We start from the raw sequence: 25,221 nt of genomic DNA, 5'->3' as shown, positions 1-25,221 counted from the left end.
CATTAACCACATGAAAAATAATAGTATTTATACGCCAGCACAGCCTGTTACGCCACAAAAACGGGTGTTGGGCTGGCGCGATTTGTTCTCGCTCTGGTTCTCGCTGGGGATGGGTTTGATGGTGCTTCAGGCGGGCGCGCTGTTAGCACCCGGTTTAGGTATGACGGGCTCGCTGCTGGCGATTTTTACCGGCACGCTGATTGGCGTGATTTTGCTGTCGCTGGTTGGCCTGATCGGCGGCCAGACCGGCATGTCATCGATGTCCTCGCTGACCCTTAGCCTCGGTAAAAAAGGCATCGCGCTGCCTGCGCTGTTTAATATCTTACAGCTTATCGGCTGGGGCGCTTTCGAGATTGTGGTGATGCGTGACGCCGCCAGCCTGTTGGCGAAGCAGGCGTGGGGCGAGCAAAGCGTTTGGGCCAATCCGACGTTGTGGACCTTTATCTTTGGTTTTCTCGCCACGCTGCTGGCGGTGTGCGGCCCGCTGGCGTTTATCCGCGTGGTGCTGCGTCGCTGGGGAATTTGGCTGCTGATAGGCAGTTGCGCTTGGCTGAGTATTAATCTGCTGCGACACACTTCGCTGACCGAGCTGTGGCACAAGGCCGGTGATGGCAGCATGCCGTTTGCGCTGGCCTGCGACATTGTGGTGTCGATGGCGCTGTCGTGGCTGCCGCTGGTGTCGGATTACACCCGTTTTGGCAAATCTTCGCGCCAGAATTTCTTCGGCACGGCCTGCGGATTTTTCCTTGGCAGCCTGTGGATGATGACGTTGGGCGCGGCGTATACGCTGGCGTTTGTCAGTTCGCAGGACAGCAACGCGCTGCTGCTGGCGCTGTCTGGCGTGGCGCTCGGCATTCCGCTGCTGTTGATTCTCGTCGACGAGCATGAAAACACCTTCGCCGACATTCACTCTGCCGCGCTCTCTACCGGCACGCTGCTGCCGCTTAATATCGGCAAACTGACGTGGGTGATTGGCATTATCTGCACTCTGCTGGCGTGGGGCGTGCCGCTGGCGCGCTACGAGAATTTCCTGCTGCTGATTGGCTCGGTTTTTGCGCCGCTGTTTGGCGTGGTGTTGATGGACTACTTCGTGCTGCGCCGCCGTCAGCCCGCTTCCCGTAACATCGACGCCCGCTCGCTGCTCGCCTGGATTTTAGGGATCGCGACTTATCATCTTATCGCGCAGTTCTACCCTAATCTCGGCGCCACCATCCCCTCGCTACTTGTCGCCGCCGCGCTGTGCGGATTGTTTGGGAAAATAGGTAAACCGGAACAAAACGTGGGTAAAACTCAGACAAAGTGAAGCAAGAAAGTCCTGAATCAGTATGAAGATTGCTCTAGGGTAAAGGCGGCAGATGAGACGTCATCTGTTACGCCTGTTTTTATGAGGTTGCAGCAAGTTGCATCACTCATTTAGAGCATTATCTTGCAGTACTCGTTTGGAGTATTAACTATGGCGACACTAAAAGATCTTATGGAGCAGCGCTCGCCTGAAAGTCAGGCACGCATTAAAGCTTTGACGTCACAAATGCTTCTTGAAACAGAGTTTTATGAACTCCGTGAGCAGCTTAATTTTTCCCAAAAAGAAGTCGCGGCAGTAGGAAAAAAATGAGTAGCGTCATTCAGCGTTTCGTTAAATAGCTTTCATATTGACGGCCCGGCACCTTCGCCTTATGTTGAATCACGGCTTTTCACCATGACATTTAAGGAAATTAGCATGCGGATTCTGGTAGTTGGCGCTGGGGCGACGGGAGGTTATTACGGGGCGCGTCTCACACAGGCGGGGAACGATGTCACATTTTTGGTGCGCGAAAAACGGGCCGCAGCGCTGAGAAAGTCAGGGTTGCAAGTGCAGACGCCTGAGGGCATTTTTTCGGTCCAGCCGCAGTTGCTTCTCGCATCGGAATTAGCCTCCCAGCCTGCCTCGAAAGTCATTATCCAGCCTTTCGATCTCATTATCCTCACTGTTAAAGGATTTTCCCTTGAGGCCGTGCTGGAAGAGTTTGCGCCGGTAGTCGGCGAGCAGACGTTAATTCTGCCCGTACTCAACGGCATGAATCATTTGGAAATTATTCAGCAACGTTTCGGAAAGCATCGAGCGCTGGGTGGTTTATGCAGAATCAACGCCACGCTTGACGAGCACGGACAAGTTCATCAGATGACGGCTCTCGAAGAGTTAATTTACGGCGAGGTTAGCGGCGAAACCACAGAGCGTATTACCAAGGTCCATGAGGCGCTGCAAGTGGCGGGCATTACGGCGCGATTGTCTAAAAACATCGTCAGTGAAATGTGGGAAAAATGGCTGTTTCTGGCAAGCGTCGGCGGAATAGCCTGCCTGATGCGTGGCAATATGGGGCAAGTTTCTCGTGCGGCAGGCGGTCTAGAATTTATCCGTGCATTTGTAGAGGAAGTCGTGTCGATTGTGGTTGCAGGTGGCTATCAGGAGCGCCCACAGGTTAAGGCCAACACCATAAAAGAGCTGTCTAATCCCGAATCAGTGCAGACCACGTCAATGTATCGCGACATGATCCAAGGTTTGCCTGTCGAAGCAAAACAGATCCTGGGTGATCTGGTTGAGATCTCTAAACGGGCCGTACTTTCAACGCCATTAATGAATGCTGCTTACACGCATATGTCGGTTTATCAGCACTCAATTGAAAAATGATTAAGAAATAATAGACGAAAAAGGGAGCCAAGTTTCCTTAGCTCCCTTTCTGTATCGATTAGAAATGTTCTTTTTAATCAATAGTTACCAAACTATTTTTGCGAAACGATTAAGAAGTAAATTCTTCCTGCTCGGCTTCGACTTCCAGCTCATGCACAACGGGCTGGGAGACAGCGGGCTTAGCGGTGGCGGCATCGAGTTGCAGAATACGGCTGGTGCGGCTCATTTCCCTTTCGGTTAATTCGACATTACCATTCAGTTTCTGGCCGTAAGAGGGGATCATCTCTTTCAGCTTGCCCTGCCATTCCGGCGTAGCAATTTTCTCTTTAAACACGCGTTCCATCAGTTGCAGCATGATTGGCGCGGCGGTTGAAGCACCCGGCGAAGCGCCCAGCAGCGCGGCAATCGAGCCATCCTGCGAGGTCACGACTTCGGTACCCAAACGCAGCACGCCGCCCTGCTTGCCATCTTTCTCGATAATCTGCACGCGCTGACCGGCAACCACTAAACGCCAATCCTGCTTTTTCGCCGCCGGGAAGTACTCTTTCAAGGCTTCGAGGCGCTGGTCTTCGCTCAGCATAACCTGATTAATCAGATATTTAACCAAGTCAAAGTTATCAAGCCCTACGCGCACCATCGGGAAGATGTTGTGCAGATTGACTGTCCCGAACAGGTCCCACAGCGAGCCATTTTTCAGGAACTTGCTGGAGAAAGTGGCGAACGGTCCGAACAGCAGCACTTTTTTGCCGTCCAGCACGCGGGTATCCAAATGCGGAACCGACATAGGCGGTGCGCCAACCGAAGCCTTGCCATAAACTTTCGCTTCATGACGTTTTACGATTTCTGGGTTATCCGTCACCAGGAATTCGCCGCCGACCGGGAAACCGCCGTAGCGCGCCGCTTCTGGAATGCCGGATTTCTGTAACAACGTCAGTGATGCCCCGCCCGCGCCGATAAAGATAAAGCGCGTGGTGACATTAATTTCGCGGCCGCCTTTGGTTTGAGCAAAGGTCACGGTCCACGTCTGATCGGCGTTACGTTTAATGTTTTTTACTTCGTGGCCCAGATTCAGGCTGAAGTTTGGCTTCTTGCGCAGAGATTCCACCAGCTGCTGGGTGATCGCGCCGAAGTTAACGTCCGTGCCGCTTTCAATTCGCGTCGCGGCAATTTTTTCGCCCTGCTTGCGCCCTTCGAGCACCAGCGGGATCCATTTTTCGATTTGCGCAGGGTCTTCTGAAAACTCCATGCCACGGAACAGGGTGCTGGTTTGCAGCGCCGCGTGACGTTTACGCAGGAAATCGACGTTTTTCTCGCCCCAGACAAAGCTCATGTGCGGCACGCTGGTAATAAACGAATGCGGTTCACCGAGCACGCCCTTCTCGACCTGTGAGGCCCAGAACTGACGTGAAATCTGGAAGGCTTCGTTAATATCGACCGCTTTGGAGATATCAACCGAACCGTCGGATTTTTCAGGGGTGTAGTTCATTTCGGCCAGAGCCGAGTGACCGGTACCGGCGTTATTCCATCCGTTGGAACTTTCGTCGGCCACGCTATCCAGTCGCTCATACATATTAATCGACCAGTCAGGCTCCAGCTCCTGAAGGTAGGTGCCCAGCGTGGCGCTCATAATTCCGCCGCCAATCAGGACCACATCAACGATTTTATTTTCCGCCGCTGCCGCGTGTTTAGACAGCGCCATCAGGCCCATGCCTGAAGCACCGGATAGTCGATTTTTCATGGTTAACTTCTCACTTTTTAGCTAAAGCAGGTGAAAAACCCAACGTCCTTGTGAAGGGACCGCTTCGTTTCTCAATACGGGGAGTATTTAGAAACGGGGAGTACTTTAATCAAGAAGTACTTAGAAACGGGAGTACTTAGAAACGGCCCGCGTTTTCCACACTAACCTAGTGGTTATTTTTAACAAAAAACACCAATCTACGTAACTAACATAACATTTTTGTCACTTACGCGATAATAAATTTAATAAATCAAATATTATGATAATGGCATAGTTATGGGAAAAAATTAACCAATTATTCACGCAAAAGTTTGTCTAAAACAGCACAAAAATGCGCAATAAGTTGAATTAATGGATTAAATAAATAAGAAACAGAGGCTGAATAAAATACGATCAGTTGGGTAAAACGAGAATAACGCGTTGCTTAAAAACCGCACAGAATGTCTAAGATACCTGTATCTTGTGAAGCGGGTCAAATTTTGCTTAAAAAACCAGCCCGGAGACTGGTTTCTGAAAATCCTCAGCACTTAAAATTTTTTAAGCGTGAAGCATATCTTTCTTGATTGCATCGACCGCGCGCAGAGATAAGGCCACCATACTTAAAGTGGAATTAACCGTACCGGCCGAGGCCATCGCGCCGCCGGATGCAATAAACAAATTGCGGTGATCATGGGTTCGCATCCAGCCATCGACGACCGAATCCTTTGGATCGTGTCCCATAATCGTGCCGCCCATAATGTGATTATTGGGATTAAAGTAAGGCGTCGATTCGATTTCCGTTGCGCCAAACAGCTCGGCAATTTGCTGTAAATGCTGGCGCGAACTTGCTTCGGCGCGGCGCACATAATCACCTACATCGTAAGTAATGTGCGGATACGGGATCCCCAGCGAATCTTTTTTGGTGGTACTTAAACGCAGGCGGTTATCCGGGTTGGCCAAAATATCGTGGTTAACATAGATATCCATGCCGCACGCGGAACGGCGGCGAATTTCTGCGTCGAGCTTCTTGCCCACCAGTCCCATCTGCAACGCTTTCACGCCCGCCTTGTGGTTTTGCGAGGTGTTGTTCATGCCGATTTGAATGGCCGACTGATGACGACGGAAATCGCCATCGCGGAAATTGGTAATCGAGCTCATTTGCACCGAACCGCCGCCTGTCCAAATAGGCTCCGCCGCCTGGAAACTCATCAAAATACCCGGGTGATCCATCATGTTACGTCCGACGTGGCCCGAACTGTTGGCAATGCCGTTTGGATTGCGATCGTTGGCGGCCAGCAGCAGCAGTTTTGGCGATTCAATCCCGTTGCCCGCCAAGACAAAGGTTTTGCCGGTGACGCGGGTGGAGCGTTTGTCAGGATCGTAGAAATTGACGGCCACAATTTCATTGGCGGCGTTGGTTTCCATGCTGTAAACCACGGCGTTTGAAATCACCCGCGCACCAAATTTTTCTGCTTTTACGATGCTGTGAATGCCGTTAAACATCGCGCCGATCGGACAAATTGGCATGCAGTTATTATTGCCGCAGCACTGCGGGCGACCATTATAAGGACGGCTGTTTCGCGCCTGTGGCACCGGCGTATTCTCATAACCCGCCTTGGCCACAACCTCCGTGAAACGGCGATCTGCCGGACCATAAGGCATCGGCTCCATCGGGAAAGGCTGTTTGCGCGGCGCAACGTACTTCAGCGTGTCGTCGTTTGGCCCGTTAACGCCCATTTCCACTTCGGCACGATAGTAATAGTCTTCCAACTCATCGTAAGTCACCGCCCAATCACGGCCGACGCCATAGGTTGAATGAAGTTGTAAATCGTGTGGCAGGAAACGCCAGGTCGACGCCGCCCAGTGCCAGGTTGTGCCCCCCACGCCGCGCACCACGCCCTGACGATAGGCCGAGGCGTCGGGCCCATCGACCTGCGGATACTCATTATTAGGGTGCAGCTGTGGATGCACGGCCCACGGCGAGGCCGGATAAGGCGTCGCGTAGTCAGATTCAGCTTTGTTGATGGGTGGCATATTACGCCAGTTTTCAACCACTTCTGCGCGTTCCCAGCGAGGACCCGCCTCCAGAACCAACACCGACAATCCCGTTTGTGCCAACTCTTGGGCAACAAAACCACCACAAATTCCGCCGCCAATAATGACGACGTCAGCACTTAATTCGTTAGACATTTAAAACCTCAAAATTTTTCGCACGCGCCAAAGCGCAATCAAATCAGTAACAAGCCACTCTCGTTGGTTTAACGGCGTTTACGGCGAACGCGCCACACGGCGAGCAATATCAGCAGCACCACGACCACCACGCCACCGGCAATCGAAGCAGGCTCGGCAATTTTGGCGATAAGCGGCGTCGGGCCGCCCTGACGAATAGCGGTGACCTCTTCCTCCGTCACGGAAAGCTCGGGATTTCCGTACTGTTTGAATAAATAGTTACTCAGCGTGGCGACCTGCTTGTCGCTAAGGGCCTGCACGTCGGAATAAGGACCAAATGCCGGCATCAGAACAGACTTGTCGCCGACCGTGCGTTGAACGCCGAACAGAATGGCCGACACCAGATTGTTGGGGGAATCGCCGCCCAGCGTGGTGTTATGGCTGAGTGAAGGATAGAAACCGTCTTGCGTGCCCTTGCCGTCCGGCTGGTGGCAGCTCGAGCAGGCCGCGTCATATATCGTCTGACCCGAAGCATCGGCTGCGAAGAATTTGGCGATGGGCTGAGTGCCGCGAACGGCGGTATCGGTATTGTTTACGTGATCGCTTGCCTGATTGGTATCGGTACCAAAACTGGCCGCGTGATGGGTTTGTGACGGGTCACGCACGGCCGGTAACGTGCGAAGATAGGTAATAATCGCCTTGATATCATCATCGTGCAGATATTGCAGACTGTTGGTCACGGCTTCTGCCATCGGTCCGGCGGCCTGCGCCTTACCGTTAACGTGTCCGGTTTGCAGATACTGCGCTAAATCCTTGTCGCTCCAGCTGCCTAATCCGCTCACCGGATCGCTGGTCAGATTCGGCGCATGCCAGCTGCCGAGGAGCGTGCCGCTGTATAATGCTTTGCCGCCCTGCAACGCCATTAATGCATTTCGCGGCGTGTGACATTCGCTACAGTGCGCGACGGTATCGACCAGATATTTCCCGCGATTCCAGGTGGCGTCCTGGTCATCTTCTGGCTTAAAAGGTCGGTTATGCAGGAAGAGCAGGTTCCAGCCCGCCATGGAAAAGCGCAAATTAAACGGGAAACTGAGCGCCGTTTGCTGCGGTTTAACGTCGACCGGTTTTACACCGTGCATAAAGTAGGCATAAAGCGCGTTGATGTCGGCGTCGGTCAGGCCAGCATAGGAAGGGTAAGGCATCGCAGGATAGAGGTGATCGCCGTCGGCGCGAATACCGTCACGCACGGCTTTTGAAAACTGCGCTTCTGAATAATTTCCGATACCAAACTTTGTTGAAGGCGTGATATTGGTGGAGTAAATAATGCCCATAGGCGAATGAATCGCGTATCCACCGGCAAATAAGTCTTTGCTTTCAGGGTTGGTATGACACGCCGCGCAGTCGGCAGCGATCGCCAAATATTTACCGCGAGCAATAAGATCTACGCCCGTTTGATGATCGGAGGGTGCGGCAAGCGGCAGGCTTTCTGCGGCCTGCGCAACATTCATGCCGACCATGACCGAGGCGGCGAGTCCCGCGAGATAAAAGGTATTTTTAACTGCGCGATAACGGGTAAATAGTGAATTTTTTGACAAGAACCTGCTCTCCATATCTGCTCTCCACGCCTGTTTTCAATCACTATTTTTAATAGCTATGTTCAATAACCATCGTTAATAACGACACAGGCACGCACTGAATTTCGGGCGCAGACGGCCACGGGCTTTTCCCGAGGAAAATCCGGTCAGTGGTGAAAACGAGCGTTGAATTTAAATCATGCTGTGCGCGAACTGTTCCTGCATACCCACTTCGGCATAGCCTGCTGGTTGTTTAAAAAACTTTTTTTAGAAAGTCAGCAGTCGATCAACCGGAGGCGGATTCGCCACCCAATAATCAGGGCCGTTGTGCGCATAAGTAGGGATAACCATGCCATCACGCGATACCTGATACATCAACGCCTGCTGGTATCCATAAACTCTGGCGTGATATCCAGGTTCAATGACCCCGCTGTACCAAGCTTTGATAATCGACATCATCGGCTCGTGCAAAGGCTGCTGTTTTAATTTTTCATCCAGCGTTTCAACATCAGGAATATTATTTTGCTCAGCGAAAGCAATAAGCTGTTTTACCTGAGCCGAAAATTGCCCATCGTGCTGGCAAAGCGCGAGATATAATCTTTCCCCTAGCTGAACATCCAGGCTGTTATGGCCGGTTAATAAGCGCGATAACTTAATAAATGCGGCAAGATCTGCAGCGGCATTTTTATTATCAGGCTTATTTTCGGCGGCCAATGCCGGCACTGCCGATAATCCGCCGGAGACCAAGGCAAAGCTGGCGATGACCGAACTTGAGCGAGAAATCAAACTTCGGCGACTACGTCCATTAGCGCTCAGTTCAGATTGACCGTCTGAATTATTATTGTTTTTCACATGACTCCCTAAATAAAAACCCTGTCTGCATATTGTTGAATAAGCGCGAGAAAATTTTTTTTCACTTGAGTGGTATTTCCTCTGCTGGCTGCAAAGGCGGATTTATCATAGGGACATTTGTGATAGGAGTCACAAAATTTGGGGTCTTATCGCGACGATAAATGTAACAAAATCATGATAATATGTAATAAAGTTAATTAAATTGTTCAAACAAATTGATAACAATAATTTCACAAAGCATTTAAGGTTGCGAACCAGTCTTTAGCATTTTTTATTAAAATGGCGTTCTATTTATTTAATTATTCTGACGGGCGAAAAAAAAGGCAAATAATGAATCAACAGGTTCATTATTTGCCTTGGAATTTATATCTATCGCGCTGCTTAAATATTTCCCGTCTTTGTTTCGTATTTAAAGTCGGAAATTATCTCGCCAGCTTGGGCTATTTTTTTGATTATTAAACCGTCAACCCGCGCTTTTAACGTTCAGAAACTGTTTATTTGTATAAACAGTTAACGTGCAGAAACCGCTACAGGAACATGCCGCCCGACGCTTCGATACGCTGGCCGTTGGCCCACCCGCTGTGTTCACTCAGCAACATCGCGATCATCCCACCAATATCATCGGGCACACCCACGCGACCCAGCGCGGTGTTTTTCGCCACGTACTGATTAACCTGCTGGTTGTCTCGCACGGTTCCGCCGCCAAAATCGGTTTCTATCGCGCCCGGTGCCAGAATATTCACCGCGATGCCGCGCGCGCCCAGCTCTTTGGCCTGATAACGGGTCAACACTTCCATCGCCCCTTTCATCGTTGAATAAGCCGCATAACCCGGCAGGCAAAAACGCGTGAGTCCTGAAGAAACGTTCAAAATCCGTCCGCCGTCGGCAATCAGCGGCAGCAGTTTCTGGGTTAAGAAAAACGGCGCTTTAAGATGAATATTCATCAGCAGGTCAAACTGCTCTTCGGTGGTATCCGCATAAGAGGCGTTGATACCAATGCCCGCGTTATTCACCAGAAAATTGAAATTATCGCGCTCCCAAATTTTCTCCAACGTGGCTTTGACTCTTTCTACAAAATCGTCGAAACCCTGGCTATCAGACACGTCGAGCTGCAAGGCCGCCGCTTTGGCACCAATATACTCAATTTCGCGAACCACGGATTCAGCCTCGTGATGCTGGCTGTTGTAGGTCAAAATGATGTCAATACCTTGTTCTGCCAGCTTAAGTACGGCGTTTTTGCCCAATCCGCGACTGCCACCGGTGACTAATGCGATTTTATTGCTCATTTTAAGACTCCATGATTGAGGTGCTGTGTATTAAATAGCCTATTAGACACAGGCAGAATGATAAATAGTCTAAAATGAGTTTCACTGTCACGTTCTCAACAACATTAAGCCCTTCTCAAGGATAAAATGTGGATAAAATTCAATCGATGCAGGTTTTTGTCCGCGTGGCGGAGTTGAATAATTTTACCCGCGCGGCTGAAAGTCTGGGTTTGCCGAAGGGCAGCGTGTCGCGATTAGTGCAGCAGCTTGAGGCGCGAATGTCGGCGCGATTGTTACATCGTTCAACGCGACGGGTGCAGTTAACGCAGGACGGGCAGGTTTTTTACGAGCGCTGCAAAGAGCTGCTGGCGAACATGGACGAGCTCGAGTCGATGTTCCAGACCAATCCCACCACCGTGAGTGGTAAAATACGCGTTGATATGCCCTTAACCATGGCGACGAATCTGGTGTTGCCGCGCCTTTCCGAGTTTCTGAATCGCTACCCCGCGCTGGAAATTGAACTCAGCAGCAGCGACCATCGGGTCGATGTGGTGCGCGAAGGGTTTGACTGCGTGGTCAGCGTCGGCCATTTGAAAGATTCGGGTCTGATCGCGCGAACGCTTGGCGAACTCAGCGTGGTCAACTGCGCCAGCCCTGATTACATCAAGCGTTACGGCCAGCCGGAACATCCCGATCATTTAGCCAATCACGCGATGGTTAATTACGATCACGCGCTGCGCAGTCGGGGTAACGAGTTTGAATATCTTGAAGGTAAAGAGCTAAAACGCGTCAAAAGCGGCGGCGCAATTACGGTAAACAGCACCGTCACTTATACCGCCGCCTGCTTGTCCGGGCTTGGCATTATTCAGGTGCCGCGCATCGGCGTGCAGGGTTATCTGGAGCAGGGAAGATTAGTGCTGATTTTGCCCCGATTTTTGCCGCCGCCGATGCCGGTCACGCTGGTTTATCCCCATCGTCGTCACCTCTCCCGTCGGGTAAAAATCTTTATGGATTGGTTAAGAGAGATTATGCAAACCTATATAGGATAAGATTTTTTCCTCCCCAACCTGGCCATTTACGGGCAGCAGGGCAGAGGGTGACTATACTGGAAGTTTGAACACACATAACGATAAGGAATGAGGGGTTTCATGCCGACATCCACCAAAGATGAATCAACAAAAGAAAAAACGACTAAACCGGACATCAACAAGCCGCTGATAAATATCAAGACTGGCAATGAAACGGTGGACTCGACGGTGACCGGCGTTTCGCGCATGGTGAGACGCGTGCAGGCCTGGCACTGGGTGGCGCACGTGCTGCGCGCTACCGAAAGATTTAACGACCGCCTTGGCAGCCAGTTTGGCGCGGCGATCACCTATTTTTCGTTTCTGTCACTGATCCCGATTTTGATGGTCTCGTTTGCCGCCGTCGGTTTTGTGCTGGCCTCGAATCCTGATCTGCTTACCGAGCTTATCGGCAAAATCGTCAACAGCATTAGCGATCCTAACTTGGCGAACACGTTGAAGAGCACCGTAAACACCGCCGTTCAGCAACGCACCACCGTCGGCCTCTCCGGATTAGTGATTGCGCTCTATTCGGGCATTAGCTGGATGGGCAATCTGCGCGAGGCGATCCGCGCCCAGTCGCGCGACGTGTGGGAACGTAATCCGAAAGATGAAGAGAAAATCTATAAACGCTACCTGCGCGATTTTATCTCGCTGATTGGTTTGGTGCTGGCGCTGACGATTACGCTGTCGCTGACCTCTATCGCCGGTTCTGCGCAGGAAAGCATTGTCGATGCCTTGGGTCTGAGCCATCTTGACTGGCTGCGCCCTGCGCTGACCATTATCACGCTGGCGATTTCTGTCGCAGCCAACTATTTGTTATTCCTGTGGATATTCTGGATATTGCCGCGCCACAAGCCGCGCAAGAAAGCGCTGTTTCGCGGTACGCTGATTGCGGCAATTGGTTTTGAGGTGATTAAATTTATCATGACCATGACGCTGCCCCGCTTGGCGAGCTCGCCGTCGGGCGCTGCTTTTGGCTCGGTGATTGGTCTGATGGCTTTCTTCTATTTCTTCGCTCGGTTAACGCTGTTTTGCGCGGCGTGGATTGCCACCGCGCGCTACAGCGATGACCCGCCGGTAGACCAGCCAGACGATGCCGCCAAGGCGTAATCAATCTCTTCATGCCAGTCAGCGCCTGCTTACTGGCATGAACCACTGAAAATTAGCCTTTAAAGCAGTGTATTATTCTAAAAAGCAGCCTGTCACTTCTCCAAACCTAGAACAACTCACTACCCTGCTCACTTTTATTTCACTTTTTTACAGAATGTTACTCTGAAAATAAACCATTCAACAAACTAATGACTGCTCACCCCTGCTGTTTGCGGGTGAATCTCCCAATACGGCCGAAAAGCCTGTTTTTGGTGCAGTTCGCCGTGTTGAAACTCCCCATGGCAGTGCTTAAGATGATTTTTTCAATCAAATCAATTTACATAAAAAACCGATAAGAAACACTTATGCAAGCCACCATCACCCCAGAACTCGAAGCCGACGCGGAACTCGTCAGCCAAAATTCTCGCGGCAAAGTTATCATCGCTTCTTTGATTGGTACCGCCATCGAGTTTTTTGATTTTTATATTTATGCGACGGCGGCAGTGATTGTCTTCCCGCACATTTTCTTCCCTCAGGGCGATCCTACTGCGGCCACGCTACAATCTTTGGCGACCTTCGCCATCGCCTTTGTTGCGCGCCCTATCGGCTCGGCACTCTTCGGCCACTTCGGTGACCGCGTAGGCCGTAAAGTCACGCTCGTTGCTTCTCTATTAACGATGGGCGTATCGACCGTCGTCATCGGCCTGCTGCCAACCTATGCCACTATCGGCGTATTTGCGCCGCTGCTGCTGGCGTTGGCCCGTTTTGGTCAGGGTCTCGGCCTTGGCGGTGAATGGGGCGGCGCGGCGCTGCTGGCGACCGAAAATGCGCCTGCCAAAAAGCGTGCGCTTTATGGTTCATTCCCACAGCTCGGCGCGCCGATCGGCTTCTTCTTCGCCAACGGCATGTTCCTGCTGCTCTCATGGTTACTGACCGAACAGCAGTTTATCGACTGGGGCTGGCGCGTGCCGTTCCTGCTTTCTGCGGTGCTGGTGCTGGTTGGCCTGTACGTTCGCGTTTCTCTGCACGAAACCCCGGTGTTCGCCAAAGTAGCGAAAGCGGGCAAGCAGTTGAAAGTGCCGATTGCGACCCTGTTCAGCAAACACTGGCGCCCGACGCTGCTCGGCACCTTCATCATGGTGGCAACTTACACGCTGTTCTACATCATGACCGTTTACTCGCTGGGTTACGGCACCACGGCAAAACCGGCCGGTCTGGGCATCGCACGTAACGACTTCCTGCTGATGCTGATGATTGGCGTGATCGGTTTTGGCGTGATGGTGCCGGTCGCGGGTCAGTTGGCCGACAAGTTTGGCCGTCGCAAAACCATGATCTGCATTACGCTGCTGATCATCCTGTTTGCGCTGACCTTCCCGTCAGTAATCAGTGGCGGTTCTATCGGCTCGGTGATGATTTTCCTGCTGTGCGGCTTTAGCGTGATGGGCCTGACGTTTGGTCCGATGGGCGCGCTGCTGCCAGAACTTTTCCCGACCGAAGTTCGCTATACCGGCGCCTCTTTCTCCTATAATGTGTCTTCAATATTAGGCGCTTCCGTTGCACCTTATATTGCGACCTGGCTGGCAACCCATTACGGGCTGTTTTACGTCGGCGTCTATCTTGCGTCGATGGCAACATTGACCCTGATTGCTCTGCTGTTGACGAAAGAGACCCGTAACCAGTCATTGTGATTATTTTGCCCGGCCGCGTTTCTGCGAGGTCGGGCTTTATCAAAGAGCAATCCGATGCGCCCAAGACCTCGCCTGCTATTCCCCCTGCTTATTCTTGTTGTTGTCATTATTGCTGCCGCTGCCTATTTCCTCTGGCCAAAATCCGGCAATCCGAACGCGCTGTGGAACATCGTCAGCCAGAAATGTCTGCCGAATCAACAGCAAAACGGCCAGCCTGCGCCCTGTTCACAGGTTGATGAGCAGCAGGGTTTTGTCGTACTTAAAGATATCGTGGGGCCGTTGCAGTTTCTGCTGATGCCTACCGCCAGAATCAGCGGCATTGAAAATCCCGCCGTGCTAAATGCTCAGACGCCGAATTTCTTTATTCAGGCTTGGCAGGCGCGTCATTTCATGGCCGATAAATACGGCAAACCTATTGATGACAGCAATATCTCGCTGGCGATTAATTCCGAATATGGCCGTAGTCAGAACCAGCTGCACATTCATATTTCTTGCCTGTTACCGCAGGTGAAAACCACGCTGAGTCAGGATGTGGGTCAGATTGGCTATCGCTGGCAAACCCTGCCCGACAAGCTGATTGGCCACAACTATCTGGCGCGTAAGGTTTCTCCCGCTGAATTAAATGAAAAAGGCGCGTTCCGCCTGCTTGCCGAAGAGGTGCCCGAGGCACGCGAGAATATGGGGCATTTCGGGATGGCGATGGTGGGGCTAAAAGGCGGGGATTTCTTGCTGCTGGCGAGTCAGAGTAACCTGTTGCTGTTTAACTTTGCCTCGACCGAAGAGATTCAGGACCACAACTGCGCGGTCCTGAATCCTGCTCCTTAGTCTCTACAAACTTATTAGCTACAAACTTAATAACTACAAACTTAATAACTACAAACTTATTAGCGACAAACTCAATAACGCCGTAGAGCGATAGAAAACAAGGGGCCAGTTATTTACTGGCCTTCATTTTTTGCAGGATAGCGCCACACTGGTTGGTGTCGTTGTCGCTCGGCGAAATCAGCGCTAACAGCGCCGCGGCAGGCGCCACTATTGCGCCCAATGCCACCGCCGCCGCGCCGCGTGCAATCAGTGGACCCGGTTTAACCCCCGCATCAGGATTTTTAAAGGTCCCGCGCACGTAAAGCGGCGAACGCAGCGTTAACACGCGCAGCCCTTTGCTTTCAGGATTAATCGACAGATCCAGACGCTCGTTGGCGAAATTGGTGGTTCCGCTCACGTTAATGATGGCGTTTTCAGTGTCGAACACCAGCAGGTTCGGACGCGCCAATCCGCTCCTGATATTGACGTCGGCGGCCGCGCAGTTGATAGCAACCTCGTCGTCACCAAACAGTCGGGTCACCACGTAGTTACCCACGTTGAGGCCAGCAATTTCCATCAGGCCGCGACTGATAACGCCATCGTTGATCAGTAGTTTCATCTCGCCGTTGCTGGTCCCGAGCAGCGCCGCGACGGAGTTACCCGTGCCGGTCAGCTTGGCATCGCCGTTAAGCTGGCCCAAACTTTTCTGCATCGACTGCACGTTCGGCACCAGCTGTTTCAGCTGAAGGCCTCGCGCGTGCATGTCTACGCGGCCCTGCATTGGCGATTTATCGCCTTCAAGACGTACAGTCGAATTCAAGTTACCGCCCGCCACGCCAAAACGCAGAGGATCCAATAACAGGTCGCCATCTTTCAGTTTCAAATGCGTATTCAAGTTACTGATAGGCAGAGATTTACCGTGCTCGATACGCTTGGCGGTGAATTTCACGTCGGCGTCCATCACACGCCAGCTTTTAGTATCAAATTTCTCGACTGGCAAGACTTTGTCCGACGGCTGACGCGTCGTTTCGCCGCGCTTAGCTTTATCCTTGTTGGAATCTGCACCAATCAGCGGCGCCAAATCGGCAAAACGAAGCTGGTTGGAGGTTAACGCCCCTTCGAGAGTCGGACGCGGCTTGCTCGCGGTGTAAGTCAGTGAACCGTGAATATCACTGTCACCAATTTCGCCGTTGAAGTTTTCATACTGGAATTTAGCGCCGTTTTTATCGTGTAACTTGGCAATCAGATGGCCGTCGGTTTCATAAGGCGGCGTTTGCGGCAGCAGTACGCCGGTTAAACCATAGAGATCGGACAGCGTCTGCCCCGAGAATTTCAGCCGCAGGTCCAGCGCGCCAAGGTTCATCGGGTCAAGTAACGTTCCGGCAACCACTACGCGGGTATCACCCGAGCGCACGTCGGCCTGCAGCGGGAAAGGCGCGTCTTTGTCTTGCAACGCCAGCATGCCGCCGATTTTGCCGTTGCCCGACAGTGATTCGCCTTTGTATTTGCCGTCGACTTTCCAGCCAAACACAAAGTCTGGCGTGGCAGGCTTATCAGAATCAGAGCTTTTGGAATCAGAGCTTTTGGAAACCGAGTTATCAGCCGTTTTACTCTCTTTATCCGTTTTCTTGCTCGGCGCGTCTTTCTTGCCGGTAACCTCGGTAAAAGGCAGCGGTTTGCCCAGCGGGTCAACGACCGCGCGGAAATCGGCTTTCAGCGTCGCGTCTTTAAAGTCAATTTGTCCACGGTCAAAGACGATGTCATTCATTTTGAACGACCATGCTGACGGCGGCTGGTTAGGATCTTTGTTGTCACTATTGGCGAGATTAAAGGTCCAGTTATTCTTGCCATTGGCGAGTCGAATCAGCGACGCATCAGGCTGCTTCAGCCAAATACGCGGGATCAGCACTTCTTTATTAAGCAGCGCTAAAGGCGCAAGGCTGGCATCGACGCGTTGCAGGTGAACCATCGGCGTTTTGCTCGGCACATCTTCTGGATTACCCAGCACAATATCTTCGGCATGAATGTGCGGCCAAGGCACCCAGGCACGCCAGCCGCCCTCCTCCTTATGACGCGACCAATCCACGCCGAGGTCGCCCTGAATGGCGAATTCTCGGTTGAGTTCAGCGGAAACTTTCTTGTTAATCGTGGGCTTAAGGCGGTTCCAATCGAATAGCGCTATGAAAATAATGATAGCGACAACCAAGATGACCAAAATCCCACCTGTCCAGCTCAGCGCTTTTCCAGTGCGTGTCATAGAGTTATTCCTGTCAGGCAATTATATGAAAAGTTTCATTAAAGATAGTTGAGTTTGTCGGCCCCTGCATAATCAGGCGGCCAGAGAAGCACGGCTCGAACCAAAAAACGACATAAAAATTCGTGTTTTACGAGGCGTCTTGGAAAAAAATAAAACGCTGTTTTAATGCTATTGACTGAATCCGTGGGAGCGAAGAGACTGGTCAGCATATTTCTTAATCGCTGGGGATAGACAATGACTACCAAAAACATCGCCGTCATTGGCGAGTGCATGATTGAACTCTCGCAGAAAGGCGAATCGATAAATCGCGGGTTTGGCGGCGATACGCTCAATACGGCGGTTTATATTGCCCGTCAGGTTGATGAAGAAGCGTTAAAGGTCCATTACGTGACCGCGCTCGGCACCGACACTTTCAGCGCAGAAATGCTGGCTGCCTGGCAACGCGAAGGGGTAAAAACGGATTTGGTGCAGCGTCTCGACAATAAACTGCCCGGCCTGTATGTCATCGAAACCGACGCCAGCGGAGAGAGAACCTTCTACTATTGGCGCAATGATGCTGCGGCGAAATTTTGGCTAAACGGTCCTGATTCCGACGCGCTCTGCCAACAGTTGGCAGAGTTTGATTACCTCTATTTAAGCGGCATTAGTCTGGCGATTTTAAGCGATGAAAATCGTCAGCGTTTAATGAGTCTGTTGAAAGAGTGTCGCGCGCGCGGCGGCAAGGTGATTTTCGACAATAACTATCGTCCGCGACTGTGGGAAAGCGTCGAACAGGCCAGAGAAGCGTATCAGGCGCTGCTCGCCTGCACGGATATCGCCTTCCTGACGCTTGACGACGAAGATTTGCTGTGGGGAAAACAGCCTTATCAAGATGTCATTGCGCGTACGCAGGCATTGGGCGTGAGCGAGGTGATTATCAAACGAGGCGCGGACAGCTGCATCGTGTCGAATGCACAGGGCGAACACGACGTGCCGGCTGTAAAGCTCGACAAAGAAAAAGTCATTGATACCACCGCCGCCGGAGACTCTTTCAGCGCCGGTTATCTGGCAAAACGTCTATGCGGTGCCAGCGAGATCGAGTCCGCACGGTGCGGGCATTTAACCGCCAGCACCGTTATCCAGTATCGCGGGGCGATTATCCCACTGGAAGCAATGACTTGGTGCATATCCTAGTAAATGGCTTGGTGCATGTTTTGATAAATCAGTGAGCTTGCCCCGTTTCACAAGTGAAAGCAGGCATGGGGGTCGCATTTGCAACCGCGTCAAGAAACAGCTGCGCGGTTTGCATTGCTTCGGCGATGGTGACATCCATATCCAGATAACGATAGGTGCCCAAACGTCCCACAAAGGTGATAGCAGGTTCGTTTTTTGCCAGCGCCACGTATTTTTCAAGCTGGGTCATTTCACCGACCAGACGAATCGGATAATAAGGAATGTCATTTTCGCCGCAAAGTCGGCTGTACTCTTTATAACAGACCGTACCTTCATGACTTTCCCACGGCGCAAAATATTTATGTTCGGTAATACGGGTATAAGGCACGGAAGTTTCACAGTAATTCATTACGGCCGTGCCCTGATAATCGCCCTGCTGGCTGAACTCTTCAAAATCAAGCGTTCTATAAGCCAGATGACCAAATTGATAATCAAAATAGGCGTCTAAAGGTCCGCTATAAAATAGATGATCATATTTTTGCTTATCAGATTTTTCAAACTGAGTGTTTAGTTTTACCGTGATGTTGGGATGATTCAGAATACTTTCGACCAGCGGGGTATAGCCTTCTTCCGGCATGCCCTGAAATTTATGATTGAAGTAATTATCATCATAGTTAAAACGCACGGGTAAACGTTTAAGAATTGAGGCGGGCAGTTCGGAGGGATCAAGCCCCCACTGTTTGATGGTGTAGCCCTTGAAGAAGGCTTCGTACAGCTCTTTGCCGACAAAGCGCAGCGCCTGCTGTTCAAAAGAAGTCGGCTCGGTAATGGTGTGATCGCCTTTACTTTCGATCAGTGCTTTAGCCTCCTGCGGCGAGCAGGTTTTCTTAAAGAACTGATTGATGGTATGCAGGTTTATAGGTAACGAAAATACCTGCCCGTTCACCGTCGCTTTAACGCGATTAACGTAGGGCATCATGTTGGTATGTTTATTCACGAAGTTCCAGACCGTCTCATTATCTGTATGAAATATATGAGGTCCGTAGGTATGAACTAATACATTGGTTTCTTTATGACGCGCCGAATAACAATTACCGGCAATATGATTCCGCGAATCTATAATCGTTACTTTATAGTTTTCTTCAGCAAGCAGACGACCTATTACGGCACCGGAAAATCCGGCGCCAACAATCAGAATGTTTTTCTTCATATCAATCCTCGCCCTTATTATTTTGAGCTTAGTTGATTATTGGAAAAACTCCTTGCCGGAAAAAGGTTAATTAAATTAATCGATGAACATTCCCCGACACCGCTGATTTAGCCGTGCCGGGGAGATGTTGATAAAGCGTGGCGCAAGTAAATGTCGAGATTACTGCGCGGTCGTCGGATTGCTTGGCGCGGGCGCGTTGGAAGCCTGCGCGCCGTCGCTGGCCTGGGATTCTGACGGTGCAGAAACCGGCACGACGATGGCATCAAAGGTTTCTTGCAGCGTCTTCACGCTCAGCTCTTCTTCACCTTTTGGCTGAGCCAGCAGCAGAGAAGGCGCATGCGACAGCTGCTGTTTTAACTCCTGATTAAAGTCAGGCAGCGTCAGGGTCGACAAGAAAGTCTGGCGCAGTTTTTGATACTGTTCCGGCGCGATATCGACCACCGCATTCTGCTGGGAACGCAGACGCTGGCTCATCAAGATGCCGGTATCGGTGCGCGCGTAAGTCGCAAACAGCTGACCAAGCTGGTCTTTTTTCTGCGCAACCAAGGCATCGAACTCAGCCTGAGAGAGCCCGTTGTCGCGGACTTTCATCAGCTCGTTCGCCATGCGTTTCAGCATCGGTTGAATAGCCTCGCGCGGCGCTTCCATGCGAATCGCACACTGCGCATGCTGATACTGCACGCGACAGTCAAAGCCGAGCGCGGGCTGCACCGTTCCGCCTTCTTTGGCCTGCTTGTCTTCAGTGGAGGTTTTCAGCGCCTGCTGAAGGTGCTGGAACAGCGCCTCACGCGCCAAATCGCTGCGCCAGTAGGCGGTAATCGCCTGAGAGTCCTGAATGGGCTGCCACGGCATGCTCCACATCAGCGAAAGCCGGTCTTGGGTCAACGACGGATCAACGGTCGCCATGGCTTTTGACGGCACGTCAGCCAGCGTTGGCATCGTCTGCGGCGTCTGGCGGCTGCCTTTCAGCGTTGAGAAGGCGCGATTAATCTGCTCGGCCATGGCGCGGCTGTCGACGTTGCCGACCACGTAAAGCGTCATCACATCAGGCGTGTACCACTGATGATAAAACTTGGCGAGGTCAGCGGGTTTCGCCACGTTGGCGGGCAGCAGGTCAGGACTATGCCCCACCAGCGTTGAACCGTTGATGCGATAACGCCACCACATGTCGCTGGAGTCCATCGGCACGGAGTCGATCGGGTCCTGCGGTGCCTGATAAGCCGCGTGAACGGAGTCTTGGGTAATTACCATTTTTCCGGTGGTATCGACCAGCCAGTTTAACGCGCTCTTTATCAAGTCCGGGCGGCCATTGGGCAGGCTCAGATTGTAAGAGGTGAAATCGTAGGACGTGATCGCTGGCGAGAGAGGCCGCTGGTTGTCGATGGCCTGCTGCCAGAAAGATTGAAGCTGCGGCGTGGTGAAACCTTCACTGCGGATTAATGCCAGACGCGGTAAAAAGTGCGCGAAGCCTTGCTGCTGCGGATTTTCTGCCAGCGATCCGGTACGAACCAGTAATCTGAGTTCGATGCGATCGTTGGGACGCTGCGGCGTCGTTAACAATTGCCAGGTGAAGCCGTTGTCCAGTTTGCCCTGTTGCCAGGCCGGATCGGGTTGTAGTGCTTCAGCCTGCACGTTGCTGCAAGCCGAAGCCAACAACAACCCACCAAGGAGTAAGCGAATTCTGGTGCCCTGCATGTGGTGAACCCCTACATAATAACTCTACCCGTAGCGAGTGAATCTGCACGATTGAGGAGACAAAAGTGGCGACGCACAAGGCTCGAGTAATTCAATTTTCAATAATTAAATCTTGCTCTTACCTTAATCCTAAGGCGGCAAGCTCGAATACAAAAAACGAAAACGGCAAGAGTAGCACTACGTTGGACATCACGACTCTGCATATGTCGCGCGCGACAATGAAAATATTGTAATGTCTGGCAACGGGCCAAACGTTGAGGTCATCGAGATCCGGAAAGAGAATAAATAGCAGGTTATTATGAAGAAAATCGACCGGTTACATCAAGCAACCGGCCGATTTAATCGAAAATTAGCGGCTAAAGGGGCTGTTTTCGGGAAAAACAGCCGCCTTGCAGACCTAAAATTCGGAGGGAAGCATTATGCAGCCTTGTCAGCCGCTAATGATTTCTTGCCGGACAGCGTGTCATTCAGCTGTTTTTCATCCAGCTGATCGACCCATTTTGCCACGACAACGGTCGCCACGCCGTTACCAATCAGGTTAGTCAGCGCACGCGCTTCGGACATGAAACGGTCGATACCCAGAATCAGCGCCAGACCCGCCACAGGCAGATGACCTACCGCAGACAGCGTTGCCGCCAGCACGATAAATCCGCTGCCGGTCACGCCCGCCGCACCTTTGGAGGAAAGCAGCAGCACCACCAGTAGGGTAATCTGATGCCAGATATCCATGTGGGTATTGGTCGCCTGAGCGATAAACACCGCCGCCATGGTCAGGTAAATCGAGGTACCGTCGAGGTTAAACGAGTAACCCGTTGGAATAACCAGACCCACTACCGACTTCTTGCAACCCAACTTTTCCATCTTGTCGAGCATACGCGGCAGCGCAGATTCGGAAGAGGAGGTCCCCAGCACGATCAACAGCTCTTCCTTGATGTAGTTGATGAACTTGAAGATGTTGAAACCGGTGAAGCGCGCAATCAGGCCCAGCACCACAATCACAAACAGCACGCAGGTCAGGTAGAAGCAGAGGATGAGCTGACCCAGTTGCAGCAGCGACCCCACACCATATTTACCGATGGTAAACGCCATCGCGCCGAAGGCACCCAGCGGCGCAAGACGCATGATCATGTTGATAATGCCGAAGATAACTTTCGAGAAGCTGTCGATGAAGTTAAACATCAGCTGGCCTTTATCGCCTAAACGATGCAGGGCAAAGCCGAACATGATGGCAAACAGCAGCACTTGCAGAATGTTACCGCTGGCAAACGCGCCGATGACACTGTTTGGAATGATATCCAACAGGAACGGAATGATGCCCTGTGACTGCGCCTGCTCGGCGTAAACGGCCACCGCTTTGGCATCCAGCGCCGCAGGATCGACGTTCATCCCCGCACCCGGCTGCACAATGTTGACGATAATCAAGCCGATAATCAGTGAGATAGTACTCACGATTTCAAAATAGAGCAGCGCGATCGCACCTGTGCGACCCACGGCCTTCATGCTTTCCATCCCTGCAATTCCGGTAACTACCGTACAGAAAATTACCGGCGCAATAATCATTTTGATCAGTTTGACAAAGCCGTCACCCAGCGGCTTCATCTGTGCCCCCAGTTCTGGATAAAAGTGCCCCAGCAATACCCCGAGGGTTATCGCAGTCAACACCTGGAAATAAAGACTTTTAAATATTGTTTTTTTCATTTTACGGCCATCCTGTAGTGAAAGTATCCCCTCAGATTTCAATGCGCTGGAACGAAACGTGAAAAGCAATCCAAGGGAACATCGCCATACATATACAGCAGTCGGGCGAATAGCGACAGCCGGAAAATAACACCGACATAACAGGATGGAAATATATTGTTTCGTTTAGCAATCATTGATGTTAGAAAAGTTGAACTGAAAGGATTCAGCTAAAAAATTTAACAAAATTTAAAGTTAAGTCAAGCCAGTGTCGGTGCGGGTTTGCGAGGTATTAAGCGTTAATATTCTAAAGTTGCATTTAAGAGAAATTTTGTTTCAAAATCAGCCTGCGAAAGCGGGGCTGAAAATAGAAATCCCTGACCAATATTTATCCGATTGGCGATTAACCACTCACGTTGCGCGGCGGTTTCAACCCCTTCTGCTTTCAGCTGAATATTCATGGCGCGCGCGATAGACGCCACAATGCTGACCATTGCATCGTCTTCCGGCAAGGTGCTGACAAACAGACGGTCGATTTTCAGCGCGTCGACCGGCAGGTTACGTAGCCTATCCAGATATTCCAGGCCTGAATAACCCTGCCCGAAATCGTCAAGCTCGATGGAAATCCCGAGCTTGCGCAGCTCCGACAGCACGCCAAGCGCCAGCGGCCAGTCTTCAATCCGCGCCGTTTCGGTGATTTCGAGCACCAGCTGCCCGTGATCAATTTGATAGCGGCTCAGCAAACTGCGCAGCTCCGGCAGGAAATTGGCCTGCTGAATCTGAACGCCCGAAAGATTTAACGACAGCGGCAGCACAATGCCGCGCAGCCGCCAGTCGGCCAGAATATGACAGCCCAGCTCCAGCATTTTGTAGCCAAGCTGCGCCATCACGCCAATCTCTTCCGCGACCACGATAAAATCGCTTTCAAGCCCGTAGCTGCCGTCGCACAGCTTGCGGCGCAGGAAAGCCTCCGCGCCAATCACGTCGCCCGTCGCCATATTGAGCTGCGGTTGAATAAACAGCGCAAAGTCGTCTTTCTCCATCGCGTGAAGGATTTCGTTTTCCTGCTGCATACGGCGCTGGATCTTGGCGGTCAGGCCCGGCTCGAAGAACAGAATCTGGTTTTTACCCTGCTGATTCGCCGACAGGCGCGCGGTTCTGGCATTAATCAGCAGTTGCTGAGCGCTGATAGTTTTCCCGCTAACATACTGATATTGCGCAATACCTATGCTTCCGGTCGGATGCAGCGCCATCGGCGTATCATTCAAAGGCTGCGGCGCGTTGATACGCGTCATCAGCTGTTTTGCCAGCCGCATCGCCATAAACGGCCGTTCAATTTCGCTAACCATCAGCGCGTATTCGTTATAGCTGAGACGTGCCAGCAGGCTCTGCTCGGGAAGTTCCTCAAGCAGCGCCGAAATCACCGGACAGCAGGCCGCCTCGCCTTCACCTAAATTATCGATACCAATCAGCATGATATGAAAATCTTTTTGCGCCAGACTGCCGTGCATCCGCTGTTCGACGCGGGTAATAAACTGCGCCTCATTGGGGAAACGGTTCGACGTTTGCTGCATCGCCTTCAGCGCTTTGTCGAGCAGCTGCTGATTGCGGTTATAGCTGCGGATCAGCATGCCCAGCTCGTCATCCTGATGGCGCGGTCGCGTTTCAAGCTGATGATAGTGAACCTCGCTTTCCGGCAAAGATTCCAGCTCGCGTGCGATGGCGCGCAACGGCTTGACGATCAGGCGATTAATGCACCAACTTATTGAAATGGAAAGAATTAATGCCAGCAGCAAATAGGTGGTCAGCATGGTTGAAAGCGCGCTGACGAAGAACTGGAACATGCGATAAGGGTCGGCTTCCAGCACCAGATAAGCCAGCGGCTGGGCGGTATCAGGGTTCGCAACCGGTGAAAAAAGCGGCACCGTGACTTTTATCGGCAGGTCAAAACCTTTCATTATCCATTCTGGAACGGGGCGTCCTTCCGGAAAATGGGTATGCAGCGTCGAAATTTGGTTGGGCAGCACGAGGTCGGCGCGGTTAAGAATCCCGACCGGTCGCAGCGTGTTAAGAATATGCTGCGTCTCTTGAAGATTAACGTCGAGCACGGCCTGCGACAGCGGCCTCGCGACAGAATGGGCGATATTTTCCAGCTGCTGGGCGTAGTCTTCCCGCCTCTGCTCCACGAAGTGAAAAAGTTGGATGGCGATAAAAAAGCAGATAGTCACCAGCGCCACACCGGACACCGCCGCCATCTGTTTAATCGTTAATGAACGCCTAACCCGCACTGTATCTCTCCAATGAAATCGCCCTCACAGCCTGCCTGCCTGAACGCATGAT

The 25,221-nt window shown here is 51.8% G+C and carries 18 protein-coding genes; 8 read left to right on the top strand and 10 right to left on the bottom strand.

Translation table 11 applies throughout. The annotated features are described in order from the left end of the window. Window positions 1-10 precede the first annotated feature (10 nt). From cytX to SC206_RS08605, 3 genes are all read left to right on the top strand, one after another. Window positions 11-1,303, top strand: coding sequence for a putative hydroxymethylpyrimidine transporter CytX (gene cytX, locus SC206_RS08615; protein WP_332736161.1), 1,293 nt, complete (start codon window positions 11-13; stop codon window positions 1,301-1,303). Window positions 1,304-1,453: 150 nt separating this feature from the next. Further along, window positions 1,454-1,612 (top strand): hypothetical protein, encoded by a 159-nt coding sequence (locus SC206_RS08610; RefSeq protein ID WP_332736159.1) that lies wholly within the window; start codon window positions 1,454-1,456, stop codon window positions 1,610-1,612. A gap of 105 nt (window positions 1,613-1,717) precedes the next feature. Continuing rightward, on the top strand, window positions 1,718-2,665 hold the full coding sequence (locus tag SC206_RS08605; RefSeq protein WP_332736157.1) for a ketopantoate reductase family protein: 948 nt from the start codon (window positions 1,718-1,720) through the stop codon (window positions 2,663-2,665). Between the two features lie 109 nt (window positions 2,666-2,774). On the opposite strand, the gene SC206_RS08600 is transcribed toward SC206_RS08605, so the two are convergent. The 5 genes from SC206_RS08600 to SC206_RS08580 all read right to left on the bottom strand — a co-directional run bounded on the left by SC206_RS08600 (window position 2,775) and on the right by SC206_RS08580 (window position 10,263). Next, window positions 2,775-4,403, bottom strand: a complete 1,629-nt coding sequence (locus SC206_RS08600) for a malate:quinone oxidoreductase (protein WP_332736155.1) — start codon at window positions 4,401-4,403, stop codon at window positions 2,775-2,777. Between the two features lie 537 nt (window positions 4,404-4,940). Then, window positions 4,941-6,572: a GMC family oxidoreductase gene (locus SC206_RS08595; RefSeq protein WP_332736153.1), complete on the bottom strand. Its 1,632-nt coding sequence runs from the start codon at window positions 6,570-6,572 to the stop codon at window positions 4,941-4,943. A 68-nt stretch (window positions 6,573-6,640) separates the two neighbouring features. Further along, on the bottom strand, window positions 6,641-8,068 hold the full coding sequence (locus tag SC206_RS08590; RefSeq protein ID WP_442976054.1) for a cytochrome c: 1,428 nt from the start codon (window positions 8,066-8,068) through the stop codon (window positions 6,641-6,643). Between the two features lie 324 nt (window positions 8,069-8,392). Then, window positions 8,393-8,977, bottom strand: coding sequence for a sorbitol dehydrogenase family protein (locus SC206_RS08585; protein ID WP_332736149.1), 585 nt, complete (start codon window positions 8,975-8,977; stop codon window positions 8,393-8,395). Window positions 8,978-9,504: 527 nt separating this feature from the next. Beyond that, window positions 9,505-10,263, bottom strand: a complete 759-nt coding sequence (locus SC206_RS08580; RefSeq protein WP_332736147.1) for an SDR family NAD(P)-dependent oxidoreductase — start codon at window positions 10,261-10,263, stop codon at window positions 9,505-9,507. Between the two features lie 128 nt (window positions 10,264-10,391). On the opposite strand from SC206_RS08580, the gene SC206_RS08575 reads away from it, so the two are divergent. From SC206_RS08575 to SC206_RS08560, 4 genes are all read left to right on the top strand, one after another. Beyond that, entirely contained in the window at window positions 10,392-11,291 is a 900-nt protein-coding gene (locus SC206_RS08575) for a LysR family transcriptional regulator (RefSeq protein ID WP_332736145.1), read from the top strand. Between the two features lie 99 nt (window positions 11,292-11,390). Then, window positions 11,391-12,419 carry an inner membrane protein YhjD gene (yhjD, locus tag SC206_RS08570; protein ID WP_332736143.1) on the top strand — a complete coding sequence of 343 codons (1,029 nt, stop codon included), beginning with the start codon at window positions 11,391-11,393 and terminating at the stop codon, window positions 12,417-12,419. 344 nt (window positions 12,420-12,763) lie between these two features. Next, complete coding sequence (locus SC206_RS08565) at window positions 12,764-14,086, top strand: MFS transporter (RefSeq protein ID WP_332736141.1); 1,323 nt, start codon at window positions 12,764-12,766, stop codon at window positions 14,084-14,086. A 54-nt stretch (window positions 14,087-14,140) separates the two neighbouring features. Next, complete coding sequence (locus tag SC206_RS08560; RefSeq protein WP_332736139.1) at window positions 14,141-14,911, top strand: CDP-diacylglycerol diphosphatase; 771 nt, start codon at window positions 14,141-14,143, stop codon at window positions 14,909-14,911. 109 nt (window positions 14,912-15,020) lie between these two features. Here the strand turns inward: SC206_RS08560 and SC206_RS08555 are convergent, their stop codons facing one another. After that, window positions 15,021-17,147 carry an AsmA family protein gene (locus SC206_RS08555; RefSeq protein WP_332736137.1) on the bottom strand — a complete coding sequence of 709 codons (2,127 nt, stop codon included), beginning with the start codon at window positions 17,145-17,147 and terminating at the stop codon, window positions 15,021-15,023. Window positions 17,148-17,381: 234 nt separating this feature from the next. Between SC206_RS08555 and SC206_RS08550 the strand changes: the two genes are divergently transcribed. Then, complete coding sequence (locus tag SC206_RS08550; RefSeq protein ID WP_332736135.1) at window positions 17,382-18,320, top strand: sugar kinase; 939 nt, start codon at window positions 17,382-17,384, stop codon at window positions 18,318-18,320. A gap of 28 nt (window positions 18,321-18,348) precedes the next feature. Here SC206_RS08550 and glf read toward each other — a convergent pair whose 3' ends face one another. The 4 genes from glf to hmsP form a co-directional block, all read right to left on the bottom strand. Beyond that, window positions 18,349-19,509, bottom strand: coding sequence for a UDP-galactopyranose mutase (gene glf / locus SC206_RS08545; protein ID WP_332736133.1), 1,161 nt, complete (start codon window positions 19,507-19,509; stop codon window positions 18,349-18,351). Window positions 19,510-19,668: 159 nt separating this feature from the next. Further along, window positions 19,669-21,204: a M16 family metallopeptidase gene (locus tag SC206_RS08540; protein WP_332736131.1), complete on the bottom strand. Its 1,536-nt coding sequence runs from the start codon at window positions 21,202-21,204 to the stop codon at window positions 19,669-19,671. A 417-nt stretch (window positions 21,205-21,621) separates the two neighbouring features. Beyond that, window positions 21,622-22,902: a dicarboxylate/amino acid:cation symporter gene (locus SC206_RS08535; protein ID WP_332736129.1), complete on the bottom strand. Its 1,281-nt coding sequence runs from the start codon at window positions 22,900-22,902 to the stop codon at window positions 21,622-21,624. A 278-nt stretch (window positions 22,903-23,180) separates the two neighbouring features. Continuing rightward, the gene (hmsP, locus tag SC206_RS08530; protein WP_332736127.1) at window positions 23,181-25,169 is read right to left on the bottom strand and encodes a biofilm formation regulator HmsP; all 1,989 of its coding nucleotides are present in this window, start codon (window positions 25,167-25,169) and stop codon (window positions 23,181-23,183) included. Between the last annotated feature and the right edge of the window lie 52 nt (window positions 25,170-25,221).

Source organism: Rouxiella sp. T17 (assembly GCF_036663475.1).
Taxonomy (GTDB): domain Bacteria; phylum Pseudomonadota; class Gammaproteobacteria; order Enterobacterales; family Enterobacteriaceae; genus Rouxiella.
The sequence above is the reverse complement of the archived record's forward strand: the minus strand, read 5'-3'. Positions and strand labels throughout refer to the sequence as shown.

Excerpts from the sequence above, each read along its gene's own strand:
- SC206_RS08595 (WP_332736153.1), bottom strand. The coding sequence starts at position 6,572 with ATGTCTAACGAATTAAGTGCTGACGTCGTCATTATTGGCGGCGGAATT.
- SC206_RS08565 (WP_332736141.1), top strand. The coding sequence starts at position 12,764 with ATGCAAGCCACCATCACCCCAGAACTCGAAGCCGACGCGGAACTCGTC.
- SC206_RS08600 (WP_332736155.1), bottom strand. The coding sequence starts at position 4,403 with ATGAAAAATCGACTATCCGGTGCTTCAGGCATGGGCCTGATGGCGCTG.
- yhjD (WP_332736143.1), top strand. The coding sequence starts at position 11,391 with ATGCCGACATCCACCAAAGATGAATCAACAAAAGAAAAAACGACTAAA.
- SC206_RS08540 (WP_332736131.1), bottom strand. The coding sequence starts at position 21,204 with ATGCAGGGCACCAGAATTCGCTTACTCCTTGGTGGGTTGTTGTTGGCT.
- glf (WP_332736133.1), bottom strand. The coding sequence starts at position 19,509 with ATGAAGAAAAACATTCTGATTGTTGGCGCCGGATTTTCCGGTGCCGTA.
- SC206_RS08560 (WP_332736139.1), top strand. The coding sequence starts at position 14,141 with ATGCGCCCAAGACCTCGCCTGCTATTCCCCCTGCTTATTCTTGTTGTT.
- SC206_RS08555 (WP_332736137.1), bottom strand. The coding sequence starts at position 17,147 with ATGACACGCACTGGAAAAGCGCTGAGCTGGACAGGTGGGATTTTGGTC.
- SC206_RS08610 (WP_332736159.1), top strand. The coding sequence starts at position 1,454 with ATGGCGACACTAAAAGATCTTATGGAGCAGCGCTCGCCTGAAAGTCAG.
- SC206_RS08550 (WP_332736135.1), top strand. The coding sequence starts at position 17,382 with ATGACTACCAAAAACATCGCCGTCATTGGCGAGTGCATGATTGAACTC.
- SC206_RS08605 (WP_332736157.1), top strand. The coding sequence starts at position 1,718 with ATGCGGATTCTGGTAGTTGGCGCTGGGGCGACGGGAGGTTATTACGGG.
- SC206_RS08590 (WP_442976054.1), bottom strand. The coding sequence starts at position 8,068 with ATGGTCGGCATGAATGTTGCGCAGGCCGCAGAAAGCCTGCCGCTTGCC.
- SC206_RS08535 (WP_332736129.1), bottom strand. The coding sequence starts at position 22,902 with ATGAAAAAAACAATATTTAAAAGTCTTTATTTCCAGGTGTTGACTGCG.
- SC206_RS08580 (WP_332736147.1), bottom strand. The coding sequence starts at position 10,263 with ATGAGCAATAAAATCGCATTAGTCACCGGTGGCAGTCGCGGATTGGGC.
- cytX (WP_332736161.1), top strand. The coding sequence starts at position 11 with ATGAAAAATAATAGTATTTATACGCCAGCACAGCCTGTTACGCCACAA.